The following is a 25,620-nucleotide window of genomic DNA, read 5'->3' as shown; positions in this document are numbered from 1 at the left end:
CATAATTATATAATAACATAAAAAAAGACCTGCCTCAAAATACCTTTTAAACAAAGTTTATTTTAAAACAGATCAATTATATTATATAATATATTAGTTATAAATTAATCCAAACTTAATTTGGTTGTTGCAATTTTCCTTCATATACAATGAGAATATTATATCATATGTTGATGCTGATTTTTCTTGAATACAAGTTAATATGTCATATAGTAACACTATTGCATCTTCACTTTTATCCATTTCTACAAGCATTACTCCTTTTTTCTCTATAAAATCGCTACCTGCTTCTTTCATCTCGCTTAAAAGTTTATCTGCTATTTCACTAGGACTATTTTCTCTAGTGAAGTTTTCAAAATTATATCTTACTCCACCTTCACTAGCAAAAAGCTCTTTTAAGTCAGTTAAGTCTATGCTTATAGCACAATCATCACTTACTGCCTCTATCATCATATTTATTATATTCATTATTTTTGTAGTATTATATTGACTTATCATGAATTCTTGATTTAATCCTAGTTCTTCTTTATGTTCTTTATCTGATGAGTTAAGACCTATTGATAATACTCTTCTTTCTCCTGCCATAAAAGCTATTGCTTTTACTATGTCTACTGCTCTTTTATCTTGTGTAGAGTAAGTTAATAAAAGTATATCAACTCCATCAAGCAATTCTCTAACATATTCTTTATCTACATCTTGATTGATATTTATTTTTTCAGTATCCACATTTTCTTTAACTACATTATATATAGACTCTAGGTTGGAAATTCCTTCATTCCCTATTCCTATTATCTTTGCACTTTTAGTTATCTTTTCCATTGTACTTCTCCTTACGGTTTTTATCTAATATATCAATTAAAACATATTCTTTAAATATTTTCCATATTTATTATTAACAACTTTGAATAAAATAACACCTCCTATAGTTACTACAACAAATTGTCCAAGTCCAACTTCTAACATAGATAAAAATAATGGATATCCAAAAAACACGTTTAGCTGTATTCCAACTATTATAGCATTTACAACAACAGGCCATAAAGATGCAACAAGTACTGTACTTTTTTTATCTCTCATGTATTTTCCTGTTAAGTACACTAAGTATACACTTATAAATGTAGCTAATGTACCAAATATTATATCAGGAACACCATATGGTCCTAATATATTAGCTAAAAAGCATCCTAATGTAAGTCCTAATATATATTCTTTACCTATTAACGGTAATAGCGTCATTACTTCTGATATCCTAAATTGTACTGGTCCATAACTTAAAATTGGTAATGCTAATGTTAATGCTGCGTATAAAGCTGCAACTACTGCAGTTGTAGCTATTCTTTTAGTATTATTTTTCATATTTTCCTCCTAATAGCTAACTTATATATAAAGTCTTTTTATTTTATTATTTCATAAAAAAACCGTGGAAATCCACGGTTTACATACAATTAGAATATTTTTAAAAATGCAATTTACCGTAGTTTTGTTTAAAGACAGGAGGTTTACGAACTGTCTAATTAAGTTTTCAATCTATTATATAATATTTCATTTATAAACTCAATAGAGTTATTTTTATAAATAAAAATTCATAACATTAATTAAGTTCATTTATTATGAAATATCGGAGGAACTATGCCTAAAAACAATAATTCCAAATCTAAGTGTAACTATTATAATATAAATAAATACTGTAACAATCTATCAAATCAAATCAATTTCTTAGCAACTATATATGCTTCTATAATTTCAGAAGAAATCGAAGATGATGAAATTTTAGGATTGCTTGGCTCTTTTTGGTGGTTCTAGGTGAGCAAATTGGTTTATCTTCTGAAACTCGTATATTTTGTAAGTCTCAATTTGAAGAAGGTAATTCAGAAGATACTAATATAGAAGTTGAAGATGTTTTTGATTTCGATAGATGTAAATCAAAAACTCCTTCAAAACGTAATTATAAAAAAATCCGTAGAAAGGTTAAAAGAAGAAAAATACCTAAAAAATAAAAGACTTATGAAAATATTAATAATCATAAGTCTTTATTTTACTCTTAATCTATATTATTCTCCATGAATATCTTTAACTTTATCTTTATCAAGCACTGCATCTTTTTCATTGTATGCTGCCTTGCTAAATATTTTTTCAGCTTCTTGTATATCTAATCCTTTTATATCCATTTTATATATATCTGCTTCTCCAACTTTATCTTTATAAAGACCGTAAATATATGCAACAGCTTGAGGTAAAAATCCTAACAATCTAGCACCTACTGCGTCTGCTGCAACGGGATCTGTACTTGCAATTATGAGTCCTGGTGTATCTATTGCTTTTCCACTTGAAGGACCTGTACCTATCATAGCTTTATCACAACTTACTATAGATAAATCTATAGGTACTTTTTTCGCAAATGCTCTTATAAATCCATGTAAGTCTTCATGTATGCCTGTATTCTTTTTAGGATATCCATGAATCTCTGCTGGAGGCCATCCCATTGCAATATTTTTAATACTAGCTGTTACTGTAGCCTCTTCATGAACTTTTAGCTGTGTAAAAGATATTATTACATCTGCTTCTTCTAGTATTTTATTAATTGGAGTGGATTTAATTATTTCATGGTCTAATCTTAAATCTATATAAGGTCCATAATTTAAGTCTATAAAATCTACGCCTTCTTGTGAAATTATTTTATCATATCCCGTTTGTATCATTATATCTGGTGTTTTAGCTCCACCTGATCCCGTTGCAATATAAATTTTATCTACTTCTTTTGATTTTACATATCTAATTAAAGTTTTTAATGTTTTAGATCCTACTACAGATCCTGTATTTGGTTTTTTATCATTCACCCAGTTAGGTGTTATTATAACTGTATCTCCTTTTTCTATTACCTTATCTATAGGTAACATATCTAAAGCTTTCTCCAATGATTTACTTTCAGTAAGCGCTTTGGTAATAGCAACCACAGGCTCTTTAACTTTACGAGTTCTCATATTTACACCTCTTTTTTATAATCTAGTATATTTAAATTATTTGTAAAATCCTCATATTTACACCTTTATAATCATAAATTTCATTAAGTATATTATTTTAGTTAGCAGGTGATTTTTTGCGTTTATTTAGAACATATAAAAAGCCAGTTAAGTTAGAACTGGCAACAAGTCTACTACTTATATTTTCAACTTTATTGGCCCTATTTATTTATAATAGCCCTCTTAGAGGCATTTATAAGCATGTATTCAATAGAATTTATATAACTCCAAACTTTTCATTACATATGTTTATAAATGATTTCTTAATGGCTATATTTTTTCTAGTAGCAGGACTTGAAATTAAGCATGAAATATTATATGGTAATTTATCCTCTTTAAAAAAAGCTTCTTTCCCTATTATTGCATCAATTGGAGGAGTTACTGTTCCGGCATTGATATATTTCATTTTTAATAAAAATACACCTTTAATAAATGGTATTTGCATACCTATATCTACTGATATAGCTTTTGCTATTGGCCTATTTTTATTATTTAGAAATAAATTAAATCCTTCACTTAAGATTTTTTTATTATCTTTAGCTGTGGTAGATGACTTAATTTCTATTGCTGCTATTGGAATAATCTACTCTTTAGATATAGACTTATTTTACTTAATTATTGGACTTTTAATACTAATTACACTTTGTATTGCAAACAAAATTTTTAATGTAGAAAGTGTTACATATTATCTTATAGGTGGAGCCTGCCTTTGGTATTTTATTCATTTAAGCGGAGTTCATTCTACTATTAGTGGTATATTACTTGCAATTGCAGTTCCATCTAAATCAAATATAAGAAATGTAAGTACCTTGGAAAGATTACAAAAATTCTTAGTTCCAATAAATAGTTTATTAATTATTCCTTTATTTGCATTTGCTAATACTGGTGTATCTCTTTCATATGATCTAACTTTTTCTCATGCACCAACACTATCATTAGGTATAATTTTAGGACTTTGTATTGGTAAACCACTTGGAATTATGCTATTTTCCTACATATCTTGTTTATTAAAAATCACAGAAAAACCAACTTATATAAGCTGGAGCTCCATTTTCTTAGTTTCTTTAATAGCTGGTATAGGATTTACAATGGCTATTTTCGTTTCTGAAGTTGCTTTTATAAGAGATGCAGCTCTTATAAATATTGCTAAAATGTCTATATTGTGTTCAGCAGTTATATCCATATTCTCGACTAGTATAGCTATATATATCTATAGTCATATGAATAATAAGTCTCAAAGAAACTCCTCTATTAAACCTAATAAATACCATATCTCATAGTTATAATTTATAAAAATAAGCGTCATTTTGATTTTAATCTAATAACGCTTATTTTTTCTTATTTTAGTTTTAGTACTCACTAAAATAAGAAAGATTATTCCTACAATAATCTTGAATCATATAACTTATGAATATTTAATATTATGTACTATATACTTAAGTTTATTTATAAGGGAGAGTCATATTATATGGTAGATAAATTCATAAGTCTAAAAAACAAATATGATAATTTAATTAGATTTTTATTAATGTTTTTTGGTATATTCTTATCAGCAATAGGTATTAATGCTTTTTTAACGCCTGCAAAACTCTTAAGTGGTGGTGTTGCAGGTATAAGTGTAATACTAAATCAAGTCTTTGGATTCAACCAAGGTATTTGTACCTTTCTAATTAATATACCTATATTTTTAGTAGGTATAAAGTATCTTGATAAAAAATTCCTAATTTTTAGCTTTATAAATATGTTTCTATTTTCTTTTGCATTAGGTATAACTCAAGACTTATATAAGTACATAAATTTAAATGATCCTATGATTCAATGTATTTATGGTGGAATACTAAATGGAGCTGGTGTAGGTATTATATTTAAATCTCAAGCATGTGTTGGTGGTTTAGATATAGTTGCTGCATGTGGCAAAAGACAATTTAACATAGAAATGAAAAATACATTTTTGTCTGTTAATTTTTTTGTAGTAAGTTTAGGTGGAATATTATTTGGGTTTAAACCTGCTTTATATACCTTAATAGCAATGTATTTGACTTCTCATGTAATGGATATTGTTAAAGATTCCTTTAATAGTCAAAAATCAATAATTGTTGTTACTGATTTTGATAAAAAAATAGCTGAAAATATAATGGTTAAATTAGGTAGGGGTGTAACTTATTTAGAAGCAGAAGGTGCTTATACTCACCACAAGAAAAAAATACTTTATTGTATTGTTAAGTCTAGTGAAATAGCAAGGTTTAAGGATTTAGTTTATTCCATTGATGATAAATCCTTAGTCTGTATAAATGATGTTAATGAGGTAAGAGGAGGTGGATTTAAAGGTAAATATTTATAAAAATTAATAGCCTAAATAAATAATAGATTATTTATTTAGGCTATTAATTTTTATTTATTAGGATTCGTAGCTTCTTCAAGTTCTATTAAATACCTTATCGCTTCATCCCTATTATTTTTACACATTTCTTCACAGGGCTCAAGTTTTCCACATACTTTTGGCCTTTTAGGATCTTTAAATATCATACACATGTTATTTTCATCTAGTTGAATACATCTTACTCCTGATGGTTTTCCTTTTTCCATTCCCGGTATAGGAGATGATATAGATGGAGCTATGCAACATGCTCCACAATTAGGTCTGCACTTCATAGTTATTCTCTCCTTAATTATTATATTTTTATATAATATCATAAAATCCTATTTCTTATAAAGTTCAAATGTATTATTTCTATAAATATATAAATAATATATTTATGAAATTAAAAATTTATAAACATCTAGGAGGTCAATATGAATGAGTAAAAAATTATCTAAAGACGCATATGGTGGTGTCCATGGAAAAGACTATGTTCCATACATAAGTGATAACTCTAAACCAGGTGCAAATATTGCAGTAATTATAATAGGACTAGTCTTATCTGTTTTATTTGCTGCTTCAACTGCTTATTCTGGTATGAAATCTGGTCTTACAGTCGCTGCAGGTATACCTGGTTCTATAATAGGTTCTGCTTTTATAGCTGCCTTTGCTAAGCAAAAAGGATTACTTGGTAAAAATATTGTACAAGGTATGGCAAGTGGTGGCGAATCTGTTGCTAGTGGTATGATATTTGTATTACCAGCTGTACTTTTAATCGGTGCTAATGTTACTTTCTTAGAAGGATTTTTAACTGGTGTTGGCGGTGTTTTATTTGGAGTTGGAGTTGCTTCTTTAGTTCATAACTATTTAATAGTTGAAGAACATGGTAACTTAATGTATCCAGAATCAATGGCAATTTCTGAAACGCTTGTTGCTTCAGAAGGTGCTGGAGATTCAATGAAATATATGGGAATAGGTTTTGGAATAAGTGGTATAATAACAGTCTTAACAGGATCATTCTTAAATATAACTAATAATGTAATAAGCTTTGTAAATGAAACCTTCTATAAATGGAAATTTGAACTTGAGGTCAATCCTTTACTATTAGGAATAGGGTTTATAGTTGGTATAGATGTATCACTTACTATGTTTGCAGGGTCTATTTTATCTAATTTTGGTATATTACCTTTAATAGGCTACTTTGCTGAATTAGCTGGTATTGATGCCATAGTATGGAATGATCCCGGAACTGCTATATATGCAATGCAAGTTAATAATATTGCTAGTAGTTATGTTAAATATATCGGTGCTGGTATGATGCTTTGTGGTGGTATAATAGGTGCTGTTAGACTTATACCAACTATAGTAGCTTCTATACAAGAAACTCTAAGTGCTAAATATTCGGATAATGATAGTAGTTCATCTCAAGGAACTATAATTTTACTGGGTGGTATTATAATTTTAGCTATTATCTCATTCTTTATGTCACGTAATATTACTATGGCAATAGTTGGGGTTGTAGTTGCTTTATTCTTATCTTTATTGTTTGTTATAGTTGCAGGTCGTTTAACTGGTACTATAGGTACGTCTAATCTTCCTGTTTCTGGTATGACTATAGCATCTTTAGTTATAATAACATTAGTATTTGTAGTTCTTGGATGGACTGATATAGCATCTAATAAATCACTACTACTATTTGCTAATTTTATAGTTGTTTCCATAGCTATAGCAGGAGGTTATTCTCAGTCTCAAAAAGTGACTTACATTATGGGCGGAAATAAAAATGAAATGCAAAGATATTTCTCATTAGCAGGTATAGTTGGTGTAACAGTTGTTGTTGGTACTATTTTAGTACTTGCAAATCAACTTGTAATAACTGGTGATAATCCTCCATTTGCACTACCTCAAGCTAACTTAATGTCGACTTTGACTTCTGGTATAATGTCTGGACAGCTCCCTTGGGTTATGATAATAGTTGGTGTTGTTATAGGATTAGTTTTATTCATGTTAAACCTACCTATAATGACTATAGCTATAGGTTTTTATTTACCAATAGCTACAACTTCAATAATCTTAGTTGGTGCATTAGTTCGTTATTTTATAGAATTATCATGTAAAACTGAAGAAGAAAAAGAATCTAAAGTATCAAATGGAATAAGTTTATCTTCTGGACTTGTGGCTGGTGGTTCTATAGTAGGACTTTTAGGTATAATACTTCAAGTTTCTGGAGTTATAAAAGGAATTGGTCCATCAGGATTCTTTGCTAGTAATACAATGGCTGCTATATTACTAATTCTTTTAATAATTTGTACTTCTATACCTATTGTTACATCGAAGGTGAATAAACATGAATAATAATGATATTTTAAATATTGTATTTAAGGTTTCTAATACGATAGAGTACAAGGTTAATGAAAGTAACATTGTTACTATACTTGAAAAACAAGATCACAAAATTCAAAATTTTTTTAGAAGACTTCATTTTAAAATTCCAATGTATAAAGAAGTCACATTAGATAAATTTAGTAGTTTTGTATTTTTACAAATTGATGGTAAAAATACAGTTAAAGAAATTGGAGAGCATTTAGATAGTACTTATGGAGATAGTACACATCCTCTTTATGAGAGACTATTAATGTTTTTAAATCATATAAATGTAAACTGTAATTATATAGAAAGAATTTCTTAATTAATAATAAGAAAGGTGGATATTAAATTTTGTTTAGTTATCTACCTTTCCTATTTTATATTTATATCTCTATACTCTCATTAAAGTTTACAACTAAAACTTTTGTATCACAGCATTTTTCAACTTCTCCTTTGAAATCTTCTGGTGATTGTGATATTGGCTCCCATGTATTGTAATGTATAGGTATAGCTACCTTAGGTTTTATCATTTTTACAGCTTCTAAGGCTTCCTCTGGACCCATAGTAAAATTATCTCCTATAGGTAATAAAGCATAGTCTATTTTATTCATACGACCTATAAGTTCCATATCACCAAATAATGCAGTATCACCTGCAAAATATATGATTTTGTTAAAGAAATTTATTACAAATCCACAAGCAAGTCCACCTTCTATCCCTGAACTATGTATTGCTTGAGTTACTTTCACAAATCCAAAATCAAATTTACATTTTCCACCAATATTCATTCCATGAGACTTACATCCCTTACTATCTACCAAATTAGCTATTTCTGCTGTTGATATTATAGTAGCTCCAGTTCTTTTCGCTATATCTATTGCATCTCCTATATGATCAAAATGTGCATGAGATACTAATATGTAATCACATTCTACTTCATTTGGATTTGTTTTATTTAGTGGATTATCAGTAAAAAATGGATCTAGCAATATAGTTACATTATTTTTAGTTAATGACATATTTGCATGTCCATTGTATTTTAAATTTATCATATTTACCTCCGAATATATCACCTGTTTATTATATAAAACATACTGAAAAACTTCCTATAAGTATGAGTATTGTCAATATCGTAAAAAACTTACCTAAAGGGTGTGCCATATTAACATTCCACCCTGCTCCTAATCTTTTTTCCACCATAAAGTTAGGATCCTCTTTATTATAGTATATAAATCCATATATCCAATTTTCATCATCACTTGCTATAGTATATACGCCTTTACTTTTAGGCTTTATACTTCCTAACATTATATAAAAATAAATTATTACTATTGCAATAAAAATTGGTAATATACATTCAACAAAAACTAACTGTATTGGTATATTCTTTTGTTTAACCATAAATATTGGAATAGTTGTAGTTAAAGATTGAATAGTAAGTGTAAGTATAAAAAATGAGTATCCTATGCCATTAATATATCGTATTGCCTTTTTCCTGTTTAATTCTATATTTTCATAATCTATATAAACAGCACTTGAAATGCTACCTATTCCAATTAGTGTAAATAATATTACCATTGTTATATCTATAAAGTTAATATAAAATACATTAATTATATTTTTAGAAGAAAATCCATCAGCTCTCCCTCCAGGTCCCCAATGAGTAATTATTATATCTGGCAATTTATTGTAGCTTATTATCACATATAAAAATGATAATAACGATAAACATATGCATATACTATATAGTATTATAAACTTTTTCTTAATTTTTTTCTTTGATTTTGTTATAAATTTATCTTCTTTTATATATTTTTTATTACTTTTATTTATACTCTGTTCAATATTAAGTTCTGATAAATATTTTTCCTTTGCATACTTTGCTAATTTATATGACTTTTTTAATAATAAAAAATATAAAGCCAAATATATAAATATAGTTATTGATATATTTAATCCTATATTAATATTTGTAGTGTTTGCAATTAATATATATATTAATATAGTTAATATTAATGATAAGTTTAGTTTATTTTTAAATTTTTTATCTATATCTTTTTTTATATTATCTCCTAGATATATTTTATATACAAAAACACCATAAAAATATTGATTGCTACTTATTGTCTGAGTATTATACGTCATAAGATGAGTAAATAAAATTATTAATATAAATATCATATACCTTATAAAAAACATCTAATTCTCCCCTCCCTAGTTTAGATAATTATATTTCAAATTTATTAAAATATCTATACTTTTAGTTGTTATTTATATTTGTATTGTAATAAATTGATTATTTGTTATATTTTAGAAGATAATATATATTATATGTATATAAATTATAGAAAGGATGAATAGTCAATCATGGAAATGATAATTGCAATTATATGTGTTATTCTTTTATTTATAATAATAAAATATCTACTTAAAAAACTTGTTTTTGCACTAATACTTGTAGGTGTTACAGGTATTATTAGTTATATATATAAAGTCCCTTATATTATAAGTTTATGTTCAATTTTAATTCTTCTTTATTCTATATATTCTATTTTTTCAGAAGTTAAGTTTTTTGGATATAATATTATAAGACCTTGTAGGCTTTATATAAATGGCTTTTATGAAAAAATAGTTACGCTATTATTTAGCTTAAATTATATTGTATTTATGAGTATATGTTATATTACTCTTATGAGTATTAGTTTTTCTATGATAGATATTGTAGAATTAGCTACTGCCTTTATATTCACATGGATATTTGTATGGTTAGTTTTACATACTAGAAGCCTTTTATTTAGTATAATAGAAAGAACTAGTCTATATGACTAGTTCTTTCTATTATACTTACTTCCATACATAAGCATCTTTCATTATATTTATTCGTTGTAAGTCTTCAAATGTTGAATTATAATTTATAAACTTTTCTATAAATTTTTTCTTAATATCTGAGTCTACATTTAAATTCTCTATTTTTCTTAATCCTACTGCAAATTTTCCCATTTTTATCATTAAGTTTTCATAATTACTATCATATAATTTATACTCTTCACTTAACTTCTCTAATTTTTCTAATTCTAGTTTTACAAGCGACTCATATTTTTTTATATCATCTAGTTTTTTTATACTATCGTATATATTATTTATATCTATTTTTACTCTTATTAAATAATTTTCATATTGATTTATTATTTCTTTATCTGTATTGTTCATTATTAATTTTCTCCTATGCTTATTTATAATAATACTTTATTAATACCCTAACTTTATATTTTTATAGAATCTAACTATATTATTTACATTTCACATTTTTCATCAGGATATTGGAGAGCATCATAATCCTCTTCTCCTGTACGAACTCTAACTACATGTTCTACATCATAAACAAATATCTTACCATCACCAATTCCTCCTGTATAAAGCACTTTCTTAGCAGTTTCTACAACCTTCTCAACTGGTACTTTAGATACAACTATATCAACTTTTACTTTAGGAAGTAAATGTATTTCCATCTTAGAGCCACGATAATATTCTGTAGAACCATTTTGTACGCCACATCCTAATACTTGAGTAACAGTCATACCACTTATGCAAATTTTGTTCATAGCAGCTTTTAATTCTTCAAACTTGCTTTGATTTGCAATTATTGTTATATGAGATATTTTATGTGATGACGTTAATTCTTTTTCAACTTTTTCTTTTTGTACTTCTGGTGATAAGGTAGGAATACTTATAGATGGCATATAAATATCTTTAGAATCTTCTATTAAAGAAACTGGTAACATTGAAAAGTCAGAATACGCACTTACAAGACCATGTTCTGGTAAATCTAGACCACTAATTTCTTCACTTTCACTAACACGTAATCCTATAGTATTTTTTAATATGATAAATACTGTACCCATTGTTATTGCAACCCAAGCAAAAACAGCAACTACTCCTAGTAATTGTACTCCAAAGAAACTAAATCCATATCCATAAAATACTCCATCAGTAGTTGAAAACAAACCAGTTAATAAAGTACCACTTAAACCACAAATACAGTGAACACCTATAGCACCGACAGGGTCATCAATTTTTAATTTCTTATCTATAAATTCAATGCCATATACAACTAAAAATCCAGAAATTAATCCTATAAAAAATGCTCCTACATTAGAAACCATATCACAACCTGCTGTTATAGCTACAAGCCCTGCTAATGATCCATTTAATGTCATAGAGACATCTGGTTTTTTATATTTAACCCATGTAATTATCATAACTGTAACAGTAGCTACTGCAGCAGCTAAGTTAGTTGTTGAAAATATATGACCCATTGAAACAATTATTTCATCACCTTCAGCACAAACTGTTGAACAACCATTAAATCCAAACCAACAAAACCATAATATAAATACACCTAATGCACCTAGAGGTATATTATGTCCTGGTATAGCTCTTGATTCTCCATCCTTTGTATATTTGCCTATTCTAGGTCCAAGAATTTTAGCTCCAACTAATGCAGCCACTCCACCTACCATATGAACAGCAGTAGAACCAGCAAAATCATGAAATCCTAATTGAGCTAACCATCCACCACCCCATATCCAGTGGGCTGATACAGGATAAATAATAGCACTAATTATTGCACTATATATACAATATGATATAAATTTAGTACGTTCTGCCATTGCACCTGATACTATTGTTGCAGCAGTTGCACAGAATACACATTGAAATATAAAGAATGCTTCTTTTGGTACACCTAATGGTAATATATCAGTATAACTGCCTTGTGTAAGTAAATCAATTCCACCTATTAGTGAACTACTACCTGCAAATATAATTCCAAAACCTATAAACCAAAATATTGTACTACCTATTGCAAAGTCCATTAAATTTTTCATTATAATATTTCCTGAGTTCTTAGCTCTTGTAAATCCTGTTTCTACCATTGCAAATCCAGCTTGCATAAAGAATACAAGAACTGCACCAAGAAGAACCCATATTGTTGATGTTGCTGAATACATCAAAATCCCCCCTTAAAATAAAATAAGCGTGTGATTCCTCCATTGGAAACACACGCCATTGTGAGTTGTTTTAATTCACTTGTTAATATATATTATTATAAAGTTCTAAATTTATTACATATGGATAAAATTTTTATAAAATAAATATTGATTATAGATTTAATAATTTTTATTTATTAAATCTATAGTTTATTATAAAAAATGGTAATTACCTAATATGAGTGATAAAATAAATATTGATTGATTTATTAAATACAAAATTGGAGATGAGTTTATTGAAAAAGCTTTTAATTTTAATTATAAAATTAATATCTGGTTTCTTTTTATGTGCAATGGGAACTGTAATGGCTATTAAATCTAACTTAGGGTTAAGCCCATGGGATGTATTTCATCAAGGAATCAGTAACATAAGCGGATTTACCATTGGTCAAGTTAGTATTTTTGTGGGTATCATAGTCGTAGCAATTAGTTATTTTCTAGGTTGCAAAATTGGATTTGGAACTATAAGTAATATGATAGTTATAGGATTATTTATTGATTTTATAACATACCTTAACTTCATTCCAAACTGTAATAGTTTATTAAGTGGAATAATTATGATTATAGGAAGTTTATTTATATCGGCAATTGGTGCCTATCTCTATATAGGATGTGCTATGGGGTGTGGTCCTAGAGATGGTCTTATGGTTACTCTTATGCAAATTACTAACAAACCTATCAAGATTATAAGAGGAATTCTCGAAGTTACAGTTTTAATGCTAGGATGGATATTAGGTGGACTCGTTGGAATTGGTACACTTATAACTGCTTTTGGTATAGGATATTGTCTTCAACTAACTTTTAAACTACTTAAGTTTGATGTTAGTTCCATCCATCAAAAAAATCTTAGAGATGGCTTTATATTTGTAAAAGAATGCTTAATCAATGAAGATGACAAACCTATTATGGAAGCTAAAAACTAAAAAAGTAGAATATATAAGTTGTCATTTTAACTTATATATTCTACTTTTTTAGTTTTTAAATTATAATAATTTTAAATCTAAATTTTCTTTGTTATATTCTATTTGATTATTTAAATCCAATTCATTAAGAATAACTTCTAAACTATTTTTATTTAAAAATATGTTTCCATTTACATCAATCAGCTTCATATCTATATCTTTATACTTATCTTTAATTTCATTTGTAAATTTATCATCTTTTAAAATATTATAATTCTTATCTAAATACACCTTAAATAACCATGGCATAGCATTTTCGCTAAGTGATGTTACGAATCTATCAAATAATAAATACTTTTCATTTTCTTCTTCAATTATCATAAATTTTGGGCTTTCATTTATTATTTTGTCTACAAAATCTTTATACTTACTCATGTCAACTCTCCTACTTAAAATACTTATAATTCTATTATACACAAATATAGTTTATCTTAAAAATTTAAATATAAATGGTCTTTTTAAATCTACAGCTTTTCTAGGACATAACTCGTGACAGCAAAAACACCTTATACAATGATCTAAGTCTATCACTGGACCATTTTCTTTCATAGAAATTACTTTAGGTGGACATACTCTACTACATTCGCCACATTTAATACAATCCTTAAAATTAATAACAGGTTTTCCTGATAATTTTTTATTAACAAAAAGCTCTATTTTCTTAGGTACAATACCTCTTAAAAAACTTATACTCCTGTTTGACGGTATTTTAAAATCTTTAATTATTTTATTCTCAATTTCTTCACCAATAACATGTATATCAGAAAAATCTTCATTAATAAATTTTCTTTCTATACATCTTTGAACTGTCGGAACTCTACCTGGCTCTAAGTTTATAAGTTTACAAGCTATTACATCTATAGCATAAGGGTTAGATGATGCAAGTAGAACTCCTATTTTTCTAGGAGTACCTGACGTTGGACCTTCTCCTTCCATACCTATAATCCCATCCATTATAGTAATAGTTGGTGATACAAATAAACATATATCTATCAAAGCATCTGTGAAATCTCTAACCTCAGGCATTTTAAAATGATATTCAGCTTTTAGTACACCTGGTATTACTCCAAATAAATTTTTAACTCCACCTGTAAAGGTTGCCATAGCATGGGTTTTTAATTTACATAAATTTATAACATAATCTACATCTACTATTGGTTTTATTACTGTCATATACTTTAATACTATACCATTTGGATTTTCTACCTTTAATTCTGAGGTATCATAATTCAATTGTATATTAAGCTCATTACAAACCTCTTCTATACCACAGGTTTTATATATTCCTTTTAGTGATGATTTTGTATAAGGTCCTCCTGGGCTATCTCCAACTATTACCTTACACCCTAACTCTAAAAGCTTATTTGCTATTGCTTTTAAAACTATCGGATGAGTTGTTGCCACTTCCTCTGGCTTTTTCTTTATAACTAAGTTTAATTTTATAAATACAGTGCTGCCATATTTTATATATTTATCAAGTCCCCCTAAATCATTTACTAACTTATCAATTTGTAACTTTACTTCTTCATAATCATAACTATTACAACTTCTAAGCGATACTTCTTTCATATAAAATCTCCTTTTAATTCAATATCCACTACAATATTATAACATTTTTTATAATTCATATTATTTAATTTCATTATAATTGGGTATTTAAATATGTATTGAATATATAACGTAATATAGTAAAAACTATAAAAAATATATAACTTATAAGGAGATTAAACTTTGAAAATTTATACTAAAACAGGAGATAAAGGTCAGACATCACTATATGATGGAACTAGAGTTGATAAGGATGATATAAGAGTTGAATCTTACGGAACTCTTGATGAACTAAATTCATATATAGGTCTTTGTACAATTCATGCTGATAAAGAAGATAAAAAAATATTAAGAAAGATACAATTAAAGCTTTTTTCAGTTTCGGGAGAGCTTGCTACTAAAAAAGAAGGAAATTATAAAAATACTGTAAATGAAGATGACATAAAATATTTAGAAAATATAATCGATAATTATATTGATAAAATTGATAAAATAGATGCTTTTATAGTTCCTGGTTCTAGTGTATTATCTGCAAATTTACACGTTGCTAGAACTATATGCAGAAGAGTTGAAAGAAGAATACTTACACTTAGTAAAGTTGATAGTATTAATCCTCTTTTACTAAAGTATATAAATAGACTGTCTGATGTTCTTTATGCAATTGCTAGATATAACGAAAAAGAATTAATTTATGTAAAGTTCTAATAAAAAAGGTGTGTAACTTATATTTTATTTAGTTACACACCTTTTTTTATTTATCAAATTTTGAGTAAACTATCTTACCGTCTATTATAGTATATAAAGTTTCTGTAAATGTTTCCATAGGATTACCTGTAAATATTGCTATATCTGCATCCTTTCCAACTTCAATACTACCTACTCTATCATCTACATTACATATTTTAGCTGGATTTATTGTTATTGCTTTTAACCCTTCTTCTAAATCAAGTCCTGCTTTAACAGCAAGTCCTGCACTTAATGCAAGATACTCTATAGGTACTACTGGATGATCTGTCATTATAGCAACCCTACATCCAGCTTTATGAAGTATTCCTGCAGTTGCAAAAGTTTTATTTTGAACTTCTGGTTTAGTTATACTTCCAAAGCTAGGTCCTAAAATTGTATCAAAACCACTATTTTTAACTGACTGTGATATTAAATGACCTTCTGTACAATGGTCTAGTGTCATATCTAAATCAAATTCTTTAGATATTCTAATTGCAGTTAATATGTCATCAGCTCTATGTGCATGAGCTTTTAGTGGTATTCTTTTTTCTAAAACATCTATCCATGGCTCCTTTTTAAAATCTAAATCAAATTCTTCATTATTTTTTAAAGCTTTATCTTTTTTAATTTTATATTTTTTAGCTTCAAATAAAGTTTCTCTTAATATAGCTGATGTACCCATTCTTGTTGATGGTGATGTAAATCTCTGAGGATATACATTTTTCGTATTTTCACCAAAAGCCACTTTCATAGCTGCTGGATTTTTCACTATCATATCATCTAATGACTTTCCTTTAGTTTTCATAAATACAGATTGTCCACCACATACATTTGCACTTCCTGGACCTGTCATAAGTGATGTTACTCCACCTTTTATAGCACTATCAAATCCTTTATCTAATATATTTATACTATCTATTCCTCTTAAATAAGGAGTTACTGAATTTATACGCTCATTTACATCATCTCCTTCCCAACCTACTCCTCCTAGAGATAGACCTACATGGCAATGTGCATCTATAAGGCCTGGCATAACCCATGATCCATTTACATCTATTATTTTCATTTCATCAGTTTCTTTTATATCTTTTGATACTCCTATAATTTTACCTTCATTTATTAAAACACATCCATTTTCAATAGTATTTCCTGCCATAGTTAAGATTTTTCCATTTTTAATTAATATCATAACTCAATTCCACCTTTTAATATTTTTTAATTTAAAGGCATGAATTATCTTAATTCATGCCTTCTTTCCTTTAATTTATATTTTAATCTCTATATTATAAGCTATAAGAAGGATATATTCCTGGACCTAATGGTAAATTAAATACCATAAATACTATTAGTAACATAGTCCATACTACTAAGAATGCGACTGAGAATGGAATCATATTTGCTATTATAGTTCCTATTCCAGCTTCCTCATCATACTTTTTAGTAAATGCTAATATAATAGGTAAATATGGGAACAATGGACTTAGTGGATTTGTTATACAATCTCCTATACGATAGGCCATTTGAGTAAGTGCTGGATTATATCCTACTATCATAAACATAGGTACAAAAATCGGTGCAAGTATTGCCCATTTAGCTGATGCACTACCTATAAATAAATTTATAAAACAAGAAAGTAATATAAACCCTATTAATAATAAAGGACCTTGTATTCCTGCATTTTTCAAGAAGTCTCCACCTTTAACTGCTAATATCAAACCTAAGTTACTATTAGTGAATAATTGTAAAAATTGAGATGCTGCAAAAGCAAGTATTATATATCCTCCCATATCTCTCATAGAGTCTGCCATTAATCCTACAACATCTTTATCTCTTTTTATTTTTCCTATGGCTTTACCATATACAACACCAGGTATAAAAAACGCTAAAGCTATTATTGGTACCATTCCTTGCATTAAAGGAGCATTCTTTGATAGTAAGTCTCCAGTTTCTGGATCTGCTAAGAATGGTCTTTCACCAATTGTACTTAATGCAACTATTATCGCTATGTATATAAGTATTGCTACTCCTGCATATTTAAGGCCTTTTTTCTCTCCTTTTGTAAGGCTTCCATCAACATCTATTTGAGCATTGCCTTCATATTTTCCAAACCTAGGAGCTATTATTTTTTCAGTTACCCAAGTAGCTAGTGCTATTAATACAAATGTTGAAACTATCATAAATATTAAGTTCATCGTTGCATTTGCGTCAAAATTTGCATCAATCATTTGAGCTGCTGGAACTGTAAAGCTCGCTGCAAGTATGTCATTTACACTTATCATTATATTAGCTGCAAACCCTAAACAAACAGCCGCATATCCTGAAAATAATCCTATAAGTGGATGTCTGCCTACACCTAGGTAAACTAATGCTGCAAGAGGTGGGAATAGTATAGTTCCTGCATCTGATGCTAAGTTAGCCAACATACCTATAGTCATTACCACTAATGTCACTCTTGATTTTGGTATTTTACTAACAGAAGCTTTTATAGTTGAAGTCATAAGCCCTGTTTTATCACAAACACCAGCTCCTATCATAGTAACAAGTACAAGTCCTAATGGTGCAAATCCTTGAAAATTACTAACTATACTTCCTAGTAAAATTTGAATTTGTTCTACAGTCATTAGATTTACTGCTGTTATAGTTTCTCCTGTTCCAGGATGCTCAACTGATACTCCTTTAGATGCTATAATTGCAGATAATACCATTATGACTACACATAAACCTAAAAATATTGTAACCGGATCTGGTAATTTATTCCCAACTCTTTCTATGGTGTCTAGCATTCTATCAAAAAAACTTTTTTTCTCTATTCTTGTATTTTCCATAATACCTCTCCCTTTATATTTAAATCTCTAATGTCATCATATTTATTACAGCTTTTGTTGTAATATATAATTCATCTAAATTTAAGTATTCATTTAATGCATGTGGATTATATACTCCCATACTTATAATTGCACAATCATATCCTTTTCCAGCTAATATATTAGCGTCACTTCCACCTCCTATAATCATAGGATTTGGTGTTATTCCTGCTAATTGCATACTCTTTTCTGTTAGTTTATAAATATAGCTGTCCTTTGAAAGTTCAAAAGATGGATATGAGTTTTCATGTTTAAACTCATATGTAGTATTAAACTTTTTAGCAGCTTCTTCACAACAAATTTTCATATTTTCTATTTCCTTTTTTAACTTTTCCATTGAGTGAGATCTTATCTCAATATTAAAACTTACACTATCAGTTACTATATTTGTGGATCCTCCACCTTTTATTTCTCCTATATTAGATGTTGTTTCGCTGTCTATTCTTCCTATGTTCATATTTGATATAGCATGACTTGCAACTACAATTGCATTTATTCCTTTTTCAGGTTCTATACCTGCATGCGCCTTTTTACCATAAAAAGTTATATCTATATGCTCTTTAGATGGAGCTTTATATGCAATTGCACCAGGCTCTCCAACAGAATCTATTATCACTATATTTTTTACAGGCAAATCATCAATATCTAAATATTTACATCCAAACATGCCTACTTCTTCACATACACTAAACATTAAATATATGTCCCTATGAGGTGTATTTGTTTCTTTTATATGCTCTATTGCTTCTAATACTGCTGCTATTCCAGCTTTATCATCTCCACCTAATGTCGTGCTTCCATCTGATTTTATGATATTTCCACACTCTATAGGCTTTACTCCCAAACAAGGACTAACTTGGTCCATATGAGCCTGAAAACAAACTGGCTCTAAGTCTAAACCACCTTTTATATAAGCAATTACATTTCCACTATTTCCACCAAATTTTTCTCCTACTTTATCAATCTTAGCTTTAATACCTCTTTCATATAAATATGATACTAGCCATTTTACCATTTCGTATTCATTTTTAGATGGACTATCTACTTTTACCATATTAATGAATATATTTTTTAATCTTTCTTTTGAAATCATGTCTTCCCCTCCTTAAAAAGTCATTTTTCCACATTATTATTAATATTCTGATTTTTTTATAAAAATCCTTCTTTTTTATAAATATTTTTAAAATACTTATTTAACCTTTAAGGTAATAAATATACTATTATTAAAATATTATTTATTGATACTACTTATAATATTAAGGGGGTAGTCATGAATAATAATGAGGTTATAAAATGTTTAAATTGTAATTGTGAAAACTCTATAAACTCAAAATTTTGCTCTAATTGTGGTCATGAACTAAAATCAGAAGAAGAAAAAGTTATACTAAAACCTCAAGTAAATCAAACTTATACTTCAAGAGAGTCTAGCTCTACAGCAGATAAATATGTTTATAATTTCGTTCAAGAGAATATTCCATACTATAAAGAAAAATTCACTATAATGAAGAAAACAAACAATAATATAAGTTGGAACTGGTCATCATTTTTCCTTGGAGCATACTGGGCTCTATATAGAAAAATGTATGCCATTGCTGTAGCAATATTCTGCGCTGTCTTTATATTATCATTTGTTCCTTTTCTAGGAGCAATATCATGGTTAGGTTACCACATACTTATGGGTATGTATGGTAATTACATTTATTTAACCTTTATTAATAAAAAGTTAGAGGAAGTTAATTATTTAAGTAGTGAAGAAAGAAGCTCTGCTATATCAAGAAAAGGTGGTGTAAATATTTTAATACCTATTTTAGTTATAGCTATACCTATTATCATATGCCTTATCTTATTATCTATCTTTGGTAGTATTTTAGGCAGTATGATGTACTATTATTTCTAATATATATCTATAAAATTTTAGAAGGTTATTTATATGAAAAAAAATAAAGGTAAAAGCTTAGATGAATGCATTGCTGAGTTAGAAGATTACTATGAGGCTGCTGGCATGCAAAATGAATTTGAAAATGATATAGATGGTAAATCTAATTCAGAAATTCTAAATTTATACAATAGCATATTTAATTCAAATCAATAATAAGTAAGGTCTAATTTCGATATATTACATCAAATTAGACCTTACTTATTATTGATATTTTTATTAACATTTTAAAGATAGAAAGGATTTAAATTATGATAAACATAGACTTTAAAAAAGACAATAAGAGCTATAACTTAAGAGGAGTTATAGTAAAAAATAATAATCTGATTTCTTATATGAACTATGAATATTTCTCTAGCCTATGTAAAAAAAGTTGTCCAAATTATAATAATAATTGGTGTTGTCCTCCTAACTCACCTAAGTTTTCTGATTATGCTAATAACTTTAAATATTCATTAGTATTAGAGCTAAAGTATAATTTAAACGAAGATTCAATTTCTGAAATTCATCCTAAACTTCGTAATTTACTTGCTCCGTTACTTATTAATCTAGAAAATGAATTTAATGGTTTATATACAGATAGCGGAAATTGTAAACTTTGTAAAACTTGCTCTTGCTCAAAAGATAAACCTTGCTCAAATCCAAGTTTAATAAGGTATAGCATGGAATCTATGGGTATAGATTTAGATAAACTAAGCGATAATTACTTTAATACTCATTTATTATGGAATAATAATTCTGATGAAGCTGAATATTGTATAGCAATTGCTTCATTATTATATAATGATGAACTAACTGAAAATGACTTTTTATCAAAGGAAAAAGGTATTCTAAAATATATAAATCTTTAGATTGAAATTCTATAATCAATAAAATAAAAAGAAGATTTAAGGAATTAATTCCTTAAATCTTCTTTTTTACTACGCATCTTCTTTCTTGCTTTAGATAGTAATATATTTAATTCTACTATTGCAGTTGCTGTAATAGCTAATCCATAATGTCCTAAACCAATAGCTATTCCCACACCTGTAAGAGCAAAAAGTGTAACAGAAGTAGTTAAACCTTTAAGTACTACATCATTATTTTCTTCTTCCGTTGGCTTCATAAATATAACTGATCCACATAAAAAACCTACTGCTGTAATTATATTAGCAATTAATCTTGATGGATCTGCACCGCTTAAACCATATTTAGAAATTATAGTTAAAAGTGTTGAACCTATTACCAATATAGATACTGTTCCAACACCTATTTGACTATGTTTTCTACTACTTCTTTCAAGTCCAACAATATATCCAATAGCTGAAGCTAGAAGTAATTTAGGTAGATAATCAATTAATTTCATAGAATCCATCTCCTTATTATGTATACATATATATTAATTATTATATTATAAATCTTAAGATTATATATTAATAAAATAAAATTAAAACTATATTCTTTTATACTTCATTAACTCTCTTATTCTATAAGTTTAAGATATACTAAATCTACTATCTCATCTTCATTATAATAAGGTTCTGTACCATTAAAGTACTGATTCTTTTGCATTCTTACTACAAATGTACCTTTACTTGATTTATAAACTATACACTCAATTCCATATCCTTTGTTAGTCAATACTCTTTCCTCTACTGCATCGGATGGAATTACTAATCCAATTAAATACATTGCAGTTTCTTTTTTTAGAGTTATATTATTTACTAAGTTGTCATAGCTATATGGATATAAAATTCTACCATACTTTTTATTATCAATAATTTGACTATTAATCATTCCATCATAATGTTCAAAAGTATTAAATGTCGATTCTACATAATACTCATCAGGTTCTAAAACAACATATTCTAGACTATCTTTATCTGTATTTTGATATAAGTCTAAAATTTCTTGTCCATTTAAAGTTACATGTGAGTCGTACTCACTGCAGTTTATATCAGGATACCCATCTTCGTAAGTACCCTCATATACATATTTAGATTCTTCTTCAGAGTAATTATTATTATAACTGTCACTGTTAAAATAGTGGCTACCTAGATTCCATGTGAGTACTGCTATAAGTACAAATAGTGTAAAATATCCACCCATAAGATTTCCTGTAGGAGCATTTATGACATTGTTTATCATGATACATCTTTTGCTGAAAACTCCATACACAACTTCAACTTTATCCATCTCAGATATACTAAATACATCGTTTATGTTAAATTTTTTTTCTAATTTATTTTCATAATCTGTTACAACAATCTTATATGTAATACTATTTTTTCTTCTATTCTCTGTTATAGATGTACATACTCCAGAAATAGAAGTATATCCATTAAATAAGTTTTCTATAATTGATGCTATATTAACTAATAATATATATATCATAAAAATTCTTATTACTATAGATTTTGGAATCATTAATATTGTCGCTATGATAACTGTTGGTATATACTCTAATATATGTCTATATCTATATTTTTTATCTATATTGGCAAATCCATTAAATCTTTGTTTTTTTCTCCATTTATTAGTATCATCATAGATTTCTTCATTATTTATTTCTTTATACCATTGAAGTTGCCTATTATACATATACGATTGTAAATATCCTTTTTTACTGTAATGAATTAATATACTAGATATTATTAAATATATACTTATACAACTAATATCTATATCTTTAGAAGATTGACTAAAGTATATTCCTAAAATTAAACTTACCAATACTAGTCCTTTATATAAAATCAACTTTTTACTTATTTTATCCTCTATTTGATCATCTTTGTATATTGTAATTTCATTCATATTTGATTTTGCAATAAAATAGTTCATAGAGAAAAACATAAGAAAAAATACAATACTACGTTTACCTATGGTAGATTCAAAGTTTATTTTATCAAATATATTTTGAATTAAATTATCTTCATTCATTAACCGTAGCTGTGCATATTTATCTAATAAAACTATAAGAAGTGATACATATGCAACGCCTAATAATCCTAAAGATGAACGGAATTTTTCTCTCATAACTTCCCCCTACTTTCAATTTATATTATAATTATACACTATATTTATACAAAAGTTAGACTATGAATTATCTATAATTATTATTATGAATAAAATACCATATATTGAAGAGAATAAATCTAAATACTATATAGGAGTATTAATTATGGCATATGTATATAGATTTTTAGACTATAGAACTAATGATATTATTTATATAGGAAAAACTAAAAGATCTCTTGAGACTAGAATGTATGAACACTTTAGCAAGGGTGGTCATCTTCCTAATAAATGCTATAACTCAGTTGGTAGAATAGAGTATATTGTTTGTAAAACTGAAGCTGATGCGATTTTAATTGAAAACTATTTCATTAATAAGTACAAACCAGTATACAATATAGAGTATAAAGTAGAGAGCCCTTTGACTTTAAATATTAATATTAAAGATAGTTGGAAATTGTTTAAAATTATAAAAAAAGGTTTTACTTTTACTCCTCCTAGTCTTCCTAAACTTACTGACTTCTTATTTTGGGGATTTCTAGCATATTTCTTTTTAATAGGAATAGCTTGGTACGTAATAGAATTCTAACCTTATCAGTATAAGTTATATTCAAAATAAAAAATACCTAAAGTTTAATTGTTATCCTTTAGGTATTTTTTATTTTATACTATTTATATTGTATCTATAAATTCATCATATTCTTCTCTTTTTGCACTAATAACATCACTTATTCTAGTCTTATTTTCCTTTAATACACCTATAATTCTATTTACCCTTCTTTCTAAATTACATACATCATCATAAGATTTATTAATCTGAGAATTAACAGATATATCAGAAAATATATTATCAAAAAATATATCTAAAGTCCTACTTGTAGTAGAAAAATTCAAACTACTTATCCTTACATCCTCTAATTCTTTATTAAACCTTTCTAATAAATTCGATATTATTGAAAAATGTCTTTGCGCTTCATCAACTTTACTATGTTTTGCAAGAGATGATATTAAGTCTCCACCAAATAAGTCAAGATTACTCCAAGTTTTTGCAGACTCTAATAGTTTCTTTGTTTCTTTTATTTCTCCCATTAAACAATTTCCAACTGAAATTGATTCTTCTAACTCTTTAATTTCCATTAAATATTCATCAATATATTTTTCCATGTCTAAAATTTTTTTCTTATCATTTTCATCTCCATATGTATTAATTAAATCTATTTTCTCTCTTAGTAATTTAGAGTACTCAATTTCACATGTTTTTAAGTAATTTAATCTCTCTTCCATATCACTTATATTCTTCTTTAATAATATAACTTTTGAATTGCATTTATCATACTCAATTTTAGCTGTAATATATTCTTTTTCTTCTTTTTCTATTTTCATTTCTTTATTATTCATTATTGTAGATACAATACTTGATAGAGATAATTTTTTTAATTTTTCTACATCATTTAACTCTTTTTTAAGCTTATATTCTAAATCAGATAAATCCGACTCACTCTTATAAAGATCTGTTTTTAATTCATTAAGCTTCTTTTCTAATACTTGCTTTTTTGCTACTTCATTTTTTATTTCTCTTATTCTATTATTAATATCTTTTAACATAAATTGTCCCCTTTTATTATAAAATACGTCTATTTCTAATTTATACAAGCTAAAATTTCCTCTTCAATTTTTGATATAATATAATCTGAATATTAGATGAAATTTTATACACTTAATAAATTTTTATTTAAATTAATTTTAACATCTTATTCTTTAAATTTAAAGTTATTAATATTTATATATAACTCACT

General features: G+C 27.2%; 29 protein-coding genes. 13 read left to right on the top strand and 16 right to left on the bottom strand.

Features of this window, described 5'->3' with window-relative positions; translation table 11 throughout:
- Positions 1 to 93: 93 nt before the first annotated feature.
- Both I2A66_RS04225 and I2A66_RS04220 read right to left on the bottom strand, forming a co-directional pair.
- Complete coding sequence (locus tag I2A66_RS04225) at positions 94 to 819, bottom strand: cell division protein (RefSeq protein WP_195251014.1); 726 nt, start codon at positions 817 to 819, stop codon at positions 94 to 96.
- A gap of 36 nt (positions 820 to 855) precedes the next feature.
- Positions 856 to 1,356 carry a QueT transporter family protein gene (locus I2A66_RS04220; protein ID WP_147516571.1) on the bottom strand — a complete coding sequence of 167 codons (501 nt, stop codon included), beginning with the start codon at positions 1,354 to 1,356 and terminating at the stop codon, positions 856 to 858.
- 273 nt (positions 1,357 to 1,629) lie between these two features.
- Between I2A66_RS04220 and I2A66_RS04215 the strand changes: the two genes are divergently transcribed.
- Both I2A66_RS04215 and I2A66_RS04210 read left to right on the top strand, forming a co-directional pair.
- A complete protein-coding gene (locus I2A66_RS04215) occupies positions 1,630 to 1,803 on the top strand; it encodes a hypothetical protein (protein WP_164489069.1) in 174 nt (57 codons plus the stop codon).
- Complete coding sequence (locus tag I2A66_RS04210) at positions 1,791 to 1,997, top strand: hypothetical protein (protein ID WP_124097570.1); 207 nt, start codon at positions 1,791 to 1,793, stop codon at positions 1,995 to 1,997. The genes I2A66_RS04215 and I2A66_RS04210 overlap by 13 nt, the downstream gene beginning before the upstream one ends.
- Positions 1,998 to 2,051: 54 nt before the next feature.
- On the opposite strand, the gene I2A66_RS04205 is transcribed toward I2A66_RS04210, so the two are convergent.
- Positions 2,052 to 2,981 (bottom strand): DUF362 domain-containing protein, encoded by a 930-nt coding sequence (locus I2A66_RS04205; protein WP_147516572.1) that lies wholly within the window; start codon positions 2,979 to 2,981, stop codon positions 2,052 to 2,054.
- 116 nt (positions 2,982 to 3,097) lie between these two features.
- Here I2A66_RS04205 and nhaA point away from each other — a divergent pair, with 116 nt between their 5' ends.
- On the top strand, positions 3,098 to 4,300 hold the full coding sequence (nhaA, locus tag I2A66_RS04200) for a Na+/H+ antiporter NhaA (protein ID WP_147516573.1): 1,203 nt from the start codon (positions 3,098 to 3,100) through the stop codon (positions 4,298 to 4,300).
- A gap of 188 nt (positions 4,301 to 4,488) precedes the next feature.
- On the top strand, positions 4,489 to 5,361 hold the full coding sequence (locus tag I2A66_RS04195; RefSeq protein WP_122640548.1) for a YitT family protein: 873 nt from the start codon (positions 4,489 to 4,491) through the stop codon (positions 5,359 to 5,361).
- 50 nt (positions 5,362 to 5,411) lie between these two features.
- On the opposite strand, the gene I2A66_RS04190 is transcribed toward I2A66_RS04195, so the two are convergent.
- The gene (locus I2A66_RS04190; protein WP_122640549.1) at positions 5,412 to 5,672 is read right to left on the bottom strand and encodes a YkgJ family cysteine cluster protein; all 261 of its coding nucleotides are present in this window, start codon (positions 5,670 to 5,672) and stop codon (positions 5,412 to 5,414) included.
- Between the two features lie 145 nt (positions 5,673 to 5,817).
- Here I2A66_RS04190 and I2A66_RS04185 point away from each other — a divergent pair, with 145 nt between their 5' ends.
- Together I2A66_RS04185 and I2A66_RS04180 are read left to right on the top strand one after the other, a co-directional pair.
- Positions 5,818 to 7,734, top strand: coding sequence for an OPT family oligopeptide transporter (locus tag I2A66_RS04185; RefSeq protein ID WP_195251012.1), 1,917 nt, complete (start codon positions 5,818 to 5,820; stop codon positions 7,732 to 7,734).
- Positions 7,727 to 8,068: a PqqD family peptide modification chaperone gene (locus I2A66_RS04180; RefSeq protein WP_122640551.1), complete on the top strand. Its 342-nt coding sequence runs from the start codon at positions 7,727 to 7,729 to the stop codon at positions 8,066 to 8,068. The genes I2A66_RS04185 and I2A66_RS04180 overlap by 8 nt, the downstream gene beginning before the upstream one ends.
- A 61-nt stretch (positions 8,069 to 8,129) precedes the next feature.
- On the opposite strand, the gene I2A66_RS04175 is transcribed toward I2A66_RS04180, so the two are convergent.
- Together I2A66_RS04175 and I2A66_RS04170 are read right to left on the bottom strand one after the other, a co-directional pair.
- A complete protein-coding gene (locus I2A66_RS04175) occupies positions 8,130 to 8,798 on the bottom strand; it encodes a metal-dependent hydrolase (RefSeq protein WP_122640552.1) in 669 nt (222 codons plus the stop codon).
- A 28-nt stretch (positions 8,799 to 8,826) separates the two neighbouring features.
- Complete coding sequence (locus I2A66_RS04170) at positions 8,827 to 9,945, bottom strand: DUF1648 domain-containing protein (RefSeq protein ID WP_195251009.1); 1,119 nt, start codon at positions 9,943 to 9,945, stop codon at positions 8,827 to 8,829.
- A gap of 492 nt (positions 9,946 to 10,437) precedes the next feature.
- On the opposite strand from I2A66_RS04170, the gene I2A66_RS04165 reads away from it, so the two are divergent.
- Complete coding sequence (locus I2A66_RS04165) at positions 10,438 to 10,575, top strand: hypothetical protein (RefSeq protein WP_195251007.1); 138 nt, start codon at positions 10,438 to 10,440, stop codon at positions 10,573 to 10,575.
- 15 nt (positions 10,576 to 10,590) lie between these two features.
- Here the strand turns inward: I2A66_RS04165 and I2A66_RS04160 are convergent, their stop codons facing one another.
- A complete protein-coding gene (locus I2A66_RS04160) occupies positions 10,591 to 10,956 on the bottom strand; it encodes a hypothetical protein (protein ID WP_122640556.1) in 366 nt (121 codons plus the stop codon).
- A gap of 83 nt (positions 10,957 to 11,039) precedes the next feature.
- A complete protein-coding gene (locus I2A66_RS17385) occupies positions 11,040 to 12,755 on the bottom strand; it encodes an ammonium transporter (protein WP_195251005.1) in 1,716 nt (571 codons plus the stop codon).
- A gap of 266 nt (positions 12,756 to 13,021) precedes the next feature.
- Here I2A66_RS17385 and I2A66_RS04150 point away from each other — a divergent pair, with 266 nt between their 5' ends.
- Positions 13,022 to 13,717 (top strand): YczE/YyaS/YitT family protein, encoded by a 696-nt coding sequence (locus I2A66_RS04150; protein ID WP_442970297.1) that lies wholly within the window; start codon positions 13,022 to 13,024, stop codon positions 13,715 to 13,717.
- Positions 13,718 to 13,777: 60 nt separating this feature from the next.
- Here I2A66_RS04150 and I2A66_RS04145 read toward each other — a convergent pair whose 3' ends face one another.
- Positions 13,778 to 14,131 (bottom strand): hypothetical protein, encoded by a 354-nt coding sequence (locus I2A66_RS04145; RefSeq protein ID WP_122640558.1) that lies wholly within the window; start codon positions 14,129 to 14,131, stop codon positions 13,778 to 13,780.
- Between the two features lie 51 nt (positions 14,132 to 14,182).
- Positions 14,183 to 15,325 (bottom strand): DUF362 domain-containing protein, encoded by a 1,143-nt coding sequence (locus tag I2A66_RS04140; RefSeq protein ID WP_147516577.1) that lies wholly within the window; start codon positions 15,323 to 15,325, stop codon positions 14,183 to 14,185.
- 162 nt (positions 15,326 to 15,487) lie between these two features.
- On the opposite strand from I2A66_RS04140, the gene I2A66_RS04135 reads away from it, so the two are divergent.
- Positions 15,488 to 16,009 (top strand): cob(I)yrinic acid a,c-diamide adenosyltransferase, encoded by a 522-nt coding sequence (locus I2A66_RS04135; RefSeq protein ID WP_122640560.1) that lies wholly within the window; start codon positions 15,488 to 15,490, stop codon positions 16,007 to 16,009.
- A gap of 46 nt (positions 16,010 to 16,055) precedes the next feature.
- Here the strand turns inward: I2A66_RS04135 and I2A66_RS04130 are convergent, their stop codons facing one another.
- From I2A66_RS04130 to I2A66_RS04120, 3 genes are all read right to left on the bottom strand, one after another.
- Entirely contained in the window at positions 16,056 to 17,219 is a 1,164-nt protein-coding gene (locus I2A66_RS04130; protein WP_122640561.1) for an amidohydrolase, read from the bottom strand.
- Positions 17,220 to 17,313: 94 nt separating this feature from the next.
- Positions 17,314 to 18,855 (bottom strand): AbgT family transporter, encoded by a 1,542-nt coding sequence (locus tag I2A66_RS04125; protein ID WP_195251004.1) that lies wholly within the window; start codon positions 18,853 to 18,855, stop codon positions 17,314 to 17,316.
- Positions 18,856 to 18,874: 19 nt separating this feature from the next.
- Positions 18,875 to 19,987, bottom strand: coding sequence for a M20/M25/M40 family metallo-hydrolase (locus I2A66_RS04120; RefSeq protein WP_147516579.1), 1,113 nt, complete (start codon positions 19,985 to 19,987; stop codon positions 18,875 to 18,877).
- 177 nt (positions 19,988 to 20,164) lie between these two features.
- Between I2A66_RS04120 and I2A66_RS04115 the strand changes: the two genes are divergently transcribed.
- The 3 genes from I2A66_RS04115 to I2A66_RS04105 all read left to right on the top strand — a co-directional run bounded on the left by I2A66_RS04115 (position 20,165) and on the right by I2A66_RS04105 (position 21,681).
- On the top strand, positions 20,165 to 20,791 hold the full coding sequence (locus I2A66_RS04115) for a DUF2628 domain-containing protein (RefSeq protein ID WP_122640564.1): 627 nt from the start codon (positions 20,165 to 20,167) through the stop codon (positions 20,789 to 20,791).
- A 33-nt stretch (positions 20,792 to 20,824) separates the two neighbouring features.
- The gene (locus I2A66_RS04110; RefSeq protein ID WP_164489071.1) at positions 20,825 to 20,986 is read left to right on the top strand and encodes a hypothetical protein; all 162 of its coding nucleotides are present in this window, start codon (positions 20,825 to 20,827) and stop codon (positions 20,984 to 20,986) included.
- 95 nt (positions 20,987 to 21,081) lie between these two features.
- The gene (locus I2A66_RS04105) at positions 21,082 to 21,681 is read left to right on the top strand and encodes a DUF2284 domain-containing protein (protein WP_122640565.1); all 600 of its coding nucleotides are present in this window, start codon (positions 21,082 to 21,084) and stop codon (positions 21,679 to 21,681) included.
- Positions 21,682 to 21,725: 44 nt separating this feature from the next.
- Here the strand turns inward: I2A66_RS04105 and I2A66_RS04100 are convergent, their stop codons facing one another.
- Together I2A66_RS04100 and I2A66_RS04095 are read right to left on the bottom strand one after the other, a co-directional pair.
- Positions 21,726 to 22,175: an MgtC/SapB family protein gene (locus tag I2A66_RS04100; RefSeq protein ID WP_164489072.1), complete on the bottom strand. Its 450-nt coding sequence runs from the start codon at positions 22,173 to 22,175 to the stop codon at positions 21,726 to 21,728.
- 116 nt (positions 22,176 to 22,291) lie between these two features.
- Entirely contained in the window at positions 22,292 to 23,845 is a 1,554-nt protein-coding gene (locus tag I2A66_RS04095) for a hypothetical protein (protein WP_122640567.1), read from the bottom strand.
- Between the two features lie 85 nt (positions 23,846 to 23,930).
- On the opposite strand from I2A66_RS04095, the gene I2A66_RS04090 reads away from it, so the two are divergent.
- Positions 23,931 to 24,413 (top strand): GIY-YIG nuclease family protein, encoded by a 483-nt coding sequence (locus I2A66_RS04090; protein WP_147516583.1) that lies wholly within the window; start codon positions 23,931 to 23,933, stop codon positions 24,411 to 24,413.
- Between the two features lie 83 nt (positions 24,414 to 24,496).
- On the opposite strand, the gene I2A66_RS04085 is transcribed toward I2A66_RS04090, so the two are convergent.
- Positions 24,497 to 25,429, bottom strand: coding sequence for a hypothetical protein (locus tag I2A66_RS04085; RefSeq protein WP_122640569.1), 933 nt, complete (start codon positions 25,427 to 25,429; stop codon positions 24,497 to 24,499).
- Positions 25,430 to 25,620 lie beyond the last annotated feature (191 nt).

This window comes from Romboutsia sp. 1001713B170207_170306_H8 (genome assembly GCF_015550495.1).
In the GTDB taxonomy this organism is placed as follows: Bacteria; Bacillota; Clostridia; order Peptostreptococcales; family Peptostreptococcaceae; genus Romboutsia_E.
This window is presented reverse-complemented; position numbering and strand designations above follow the sequence as displayed.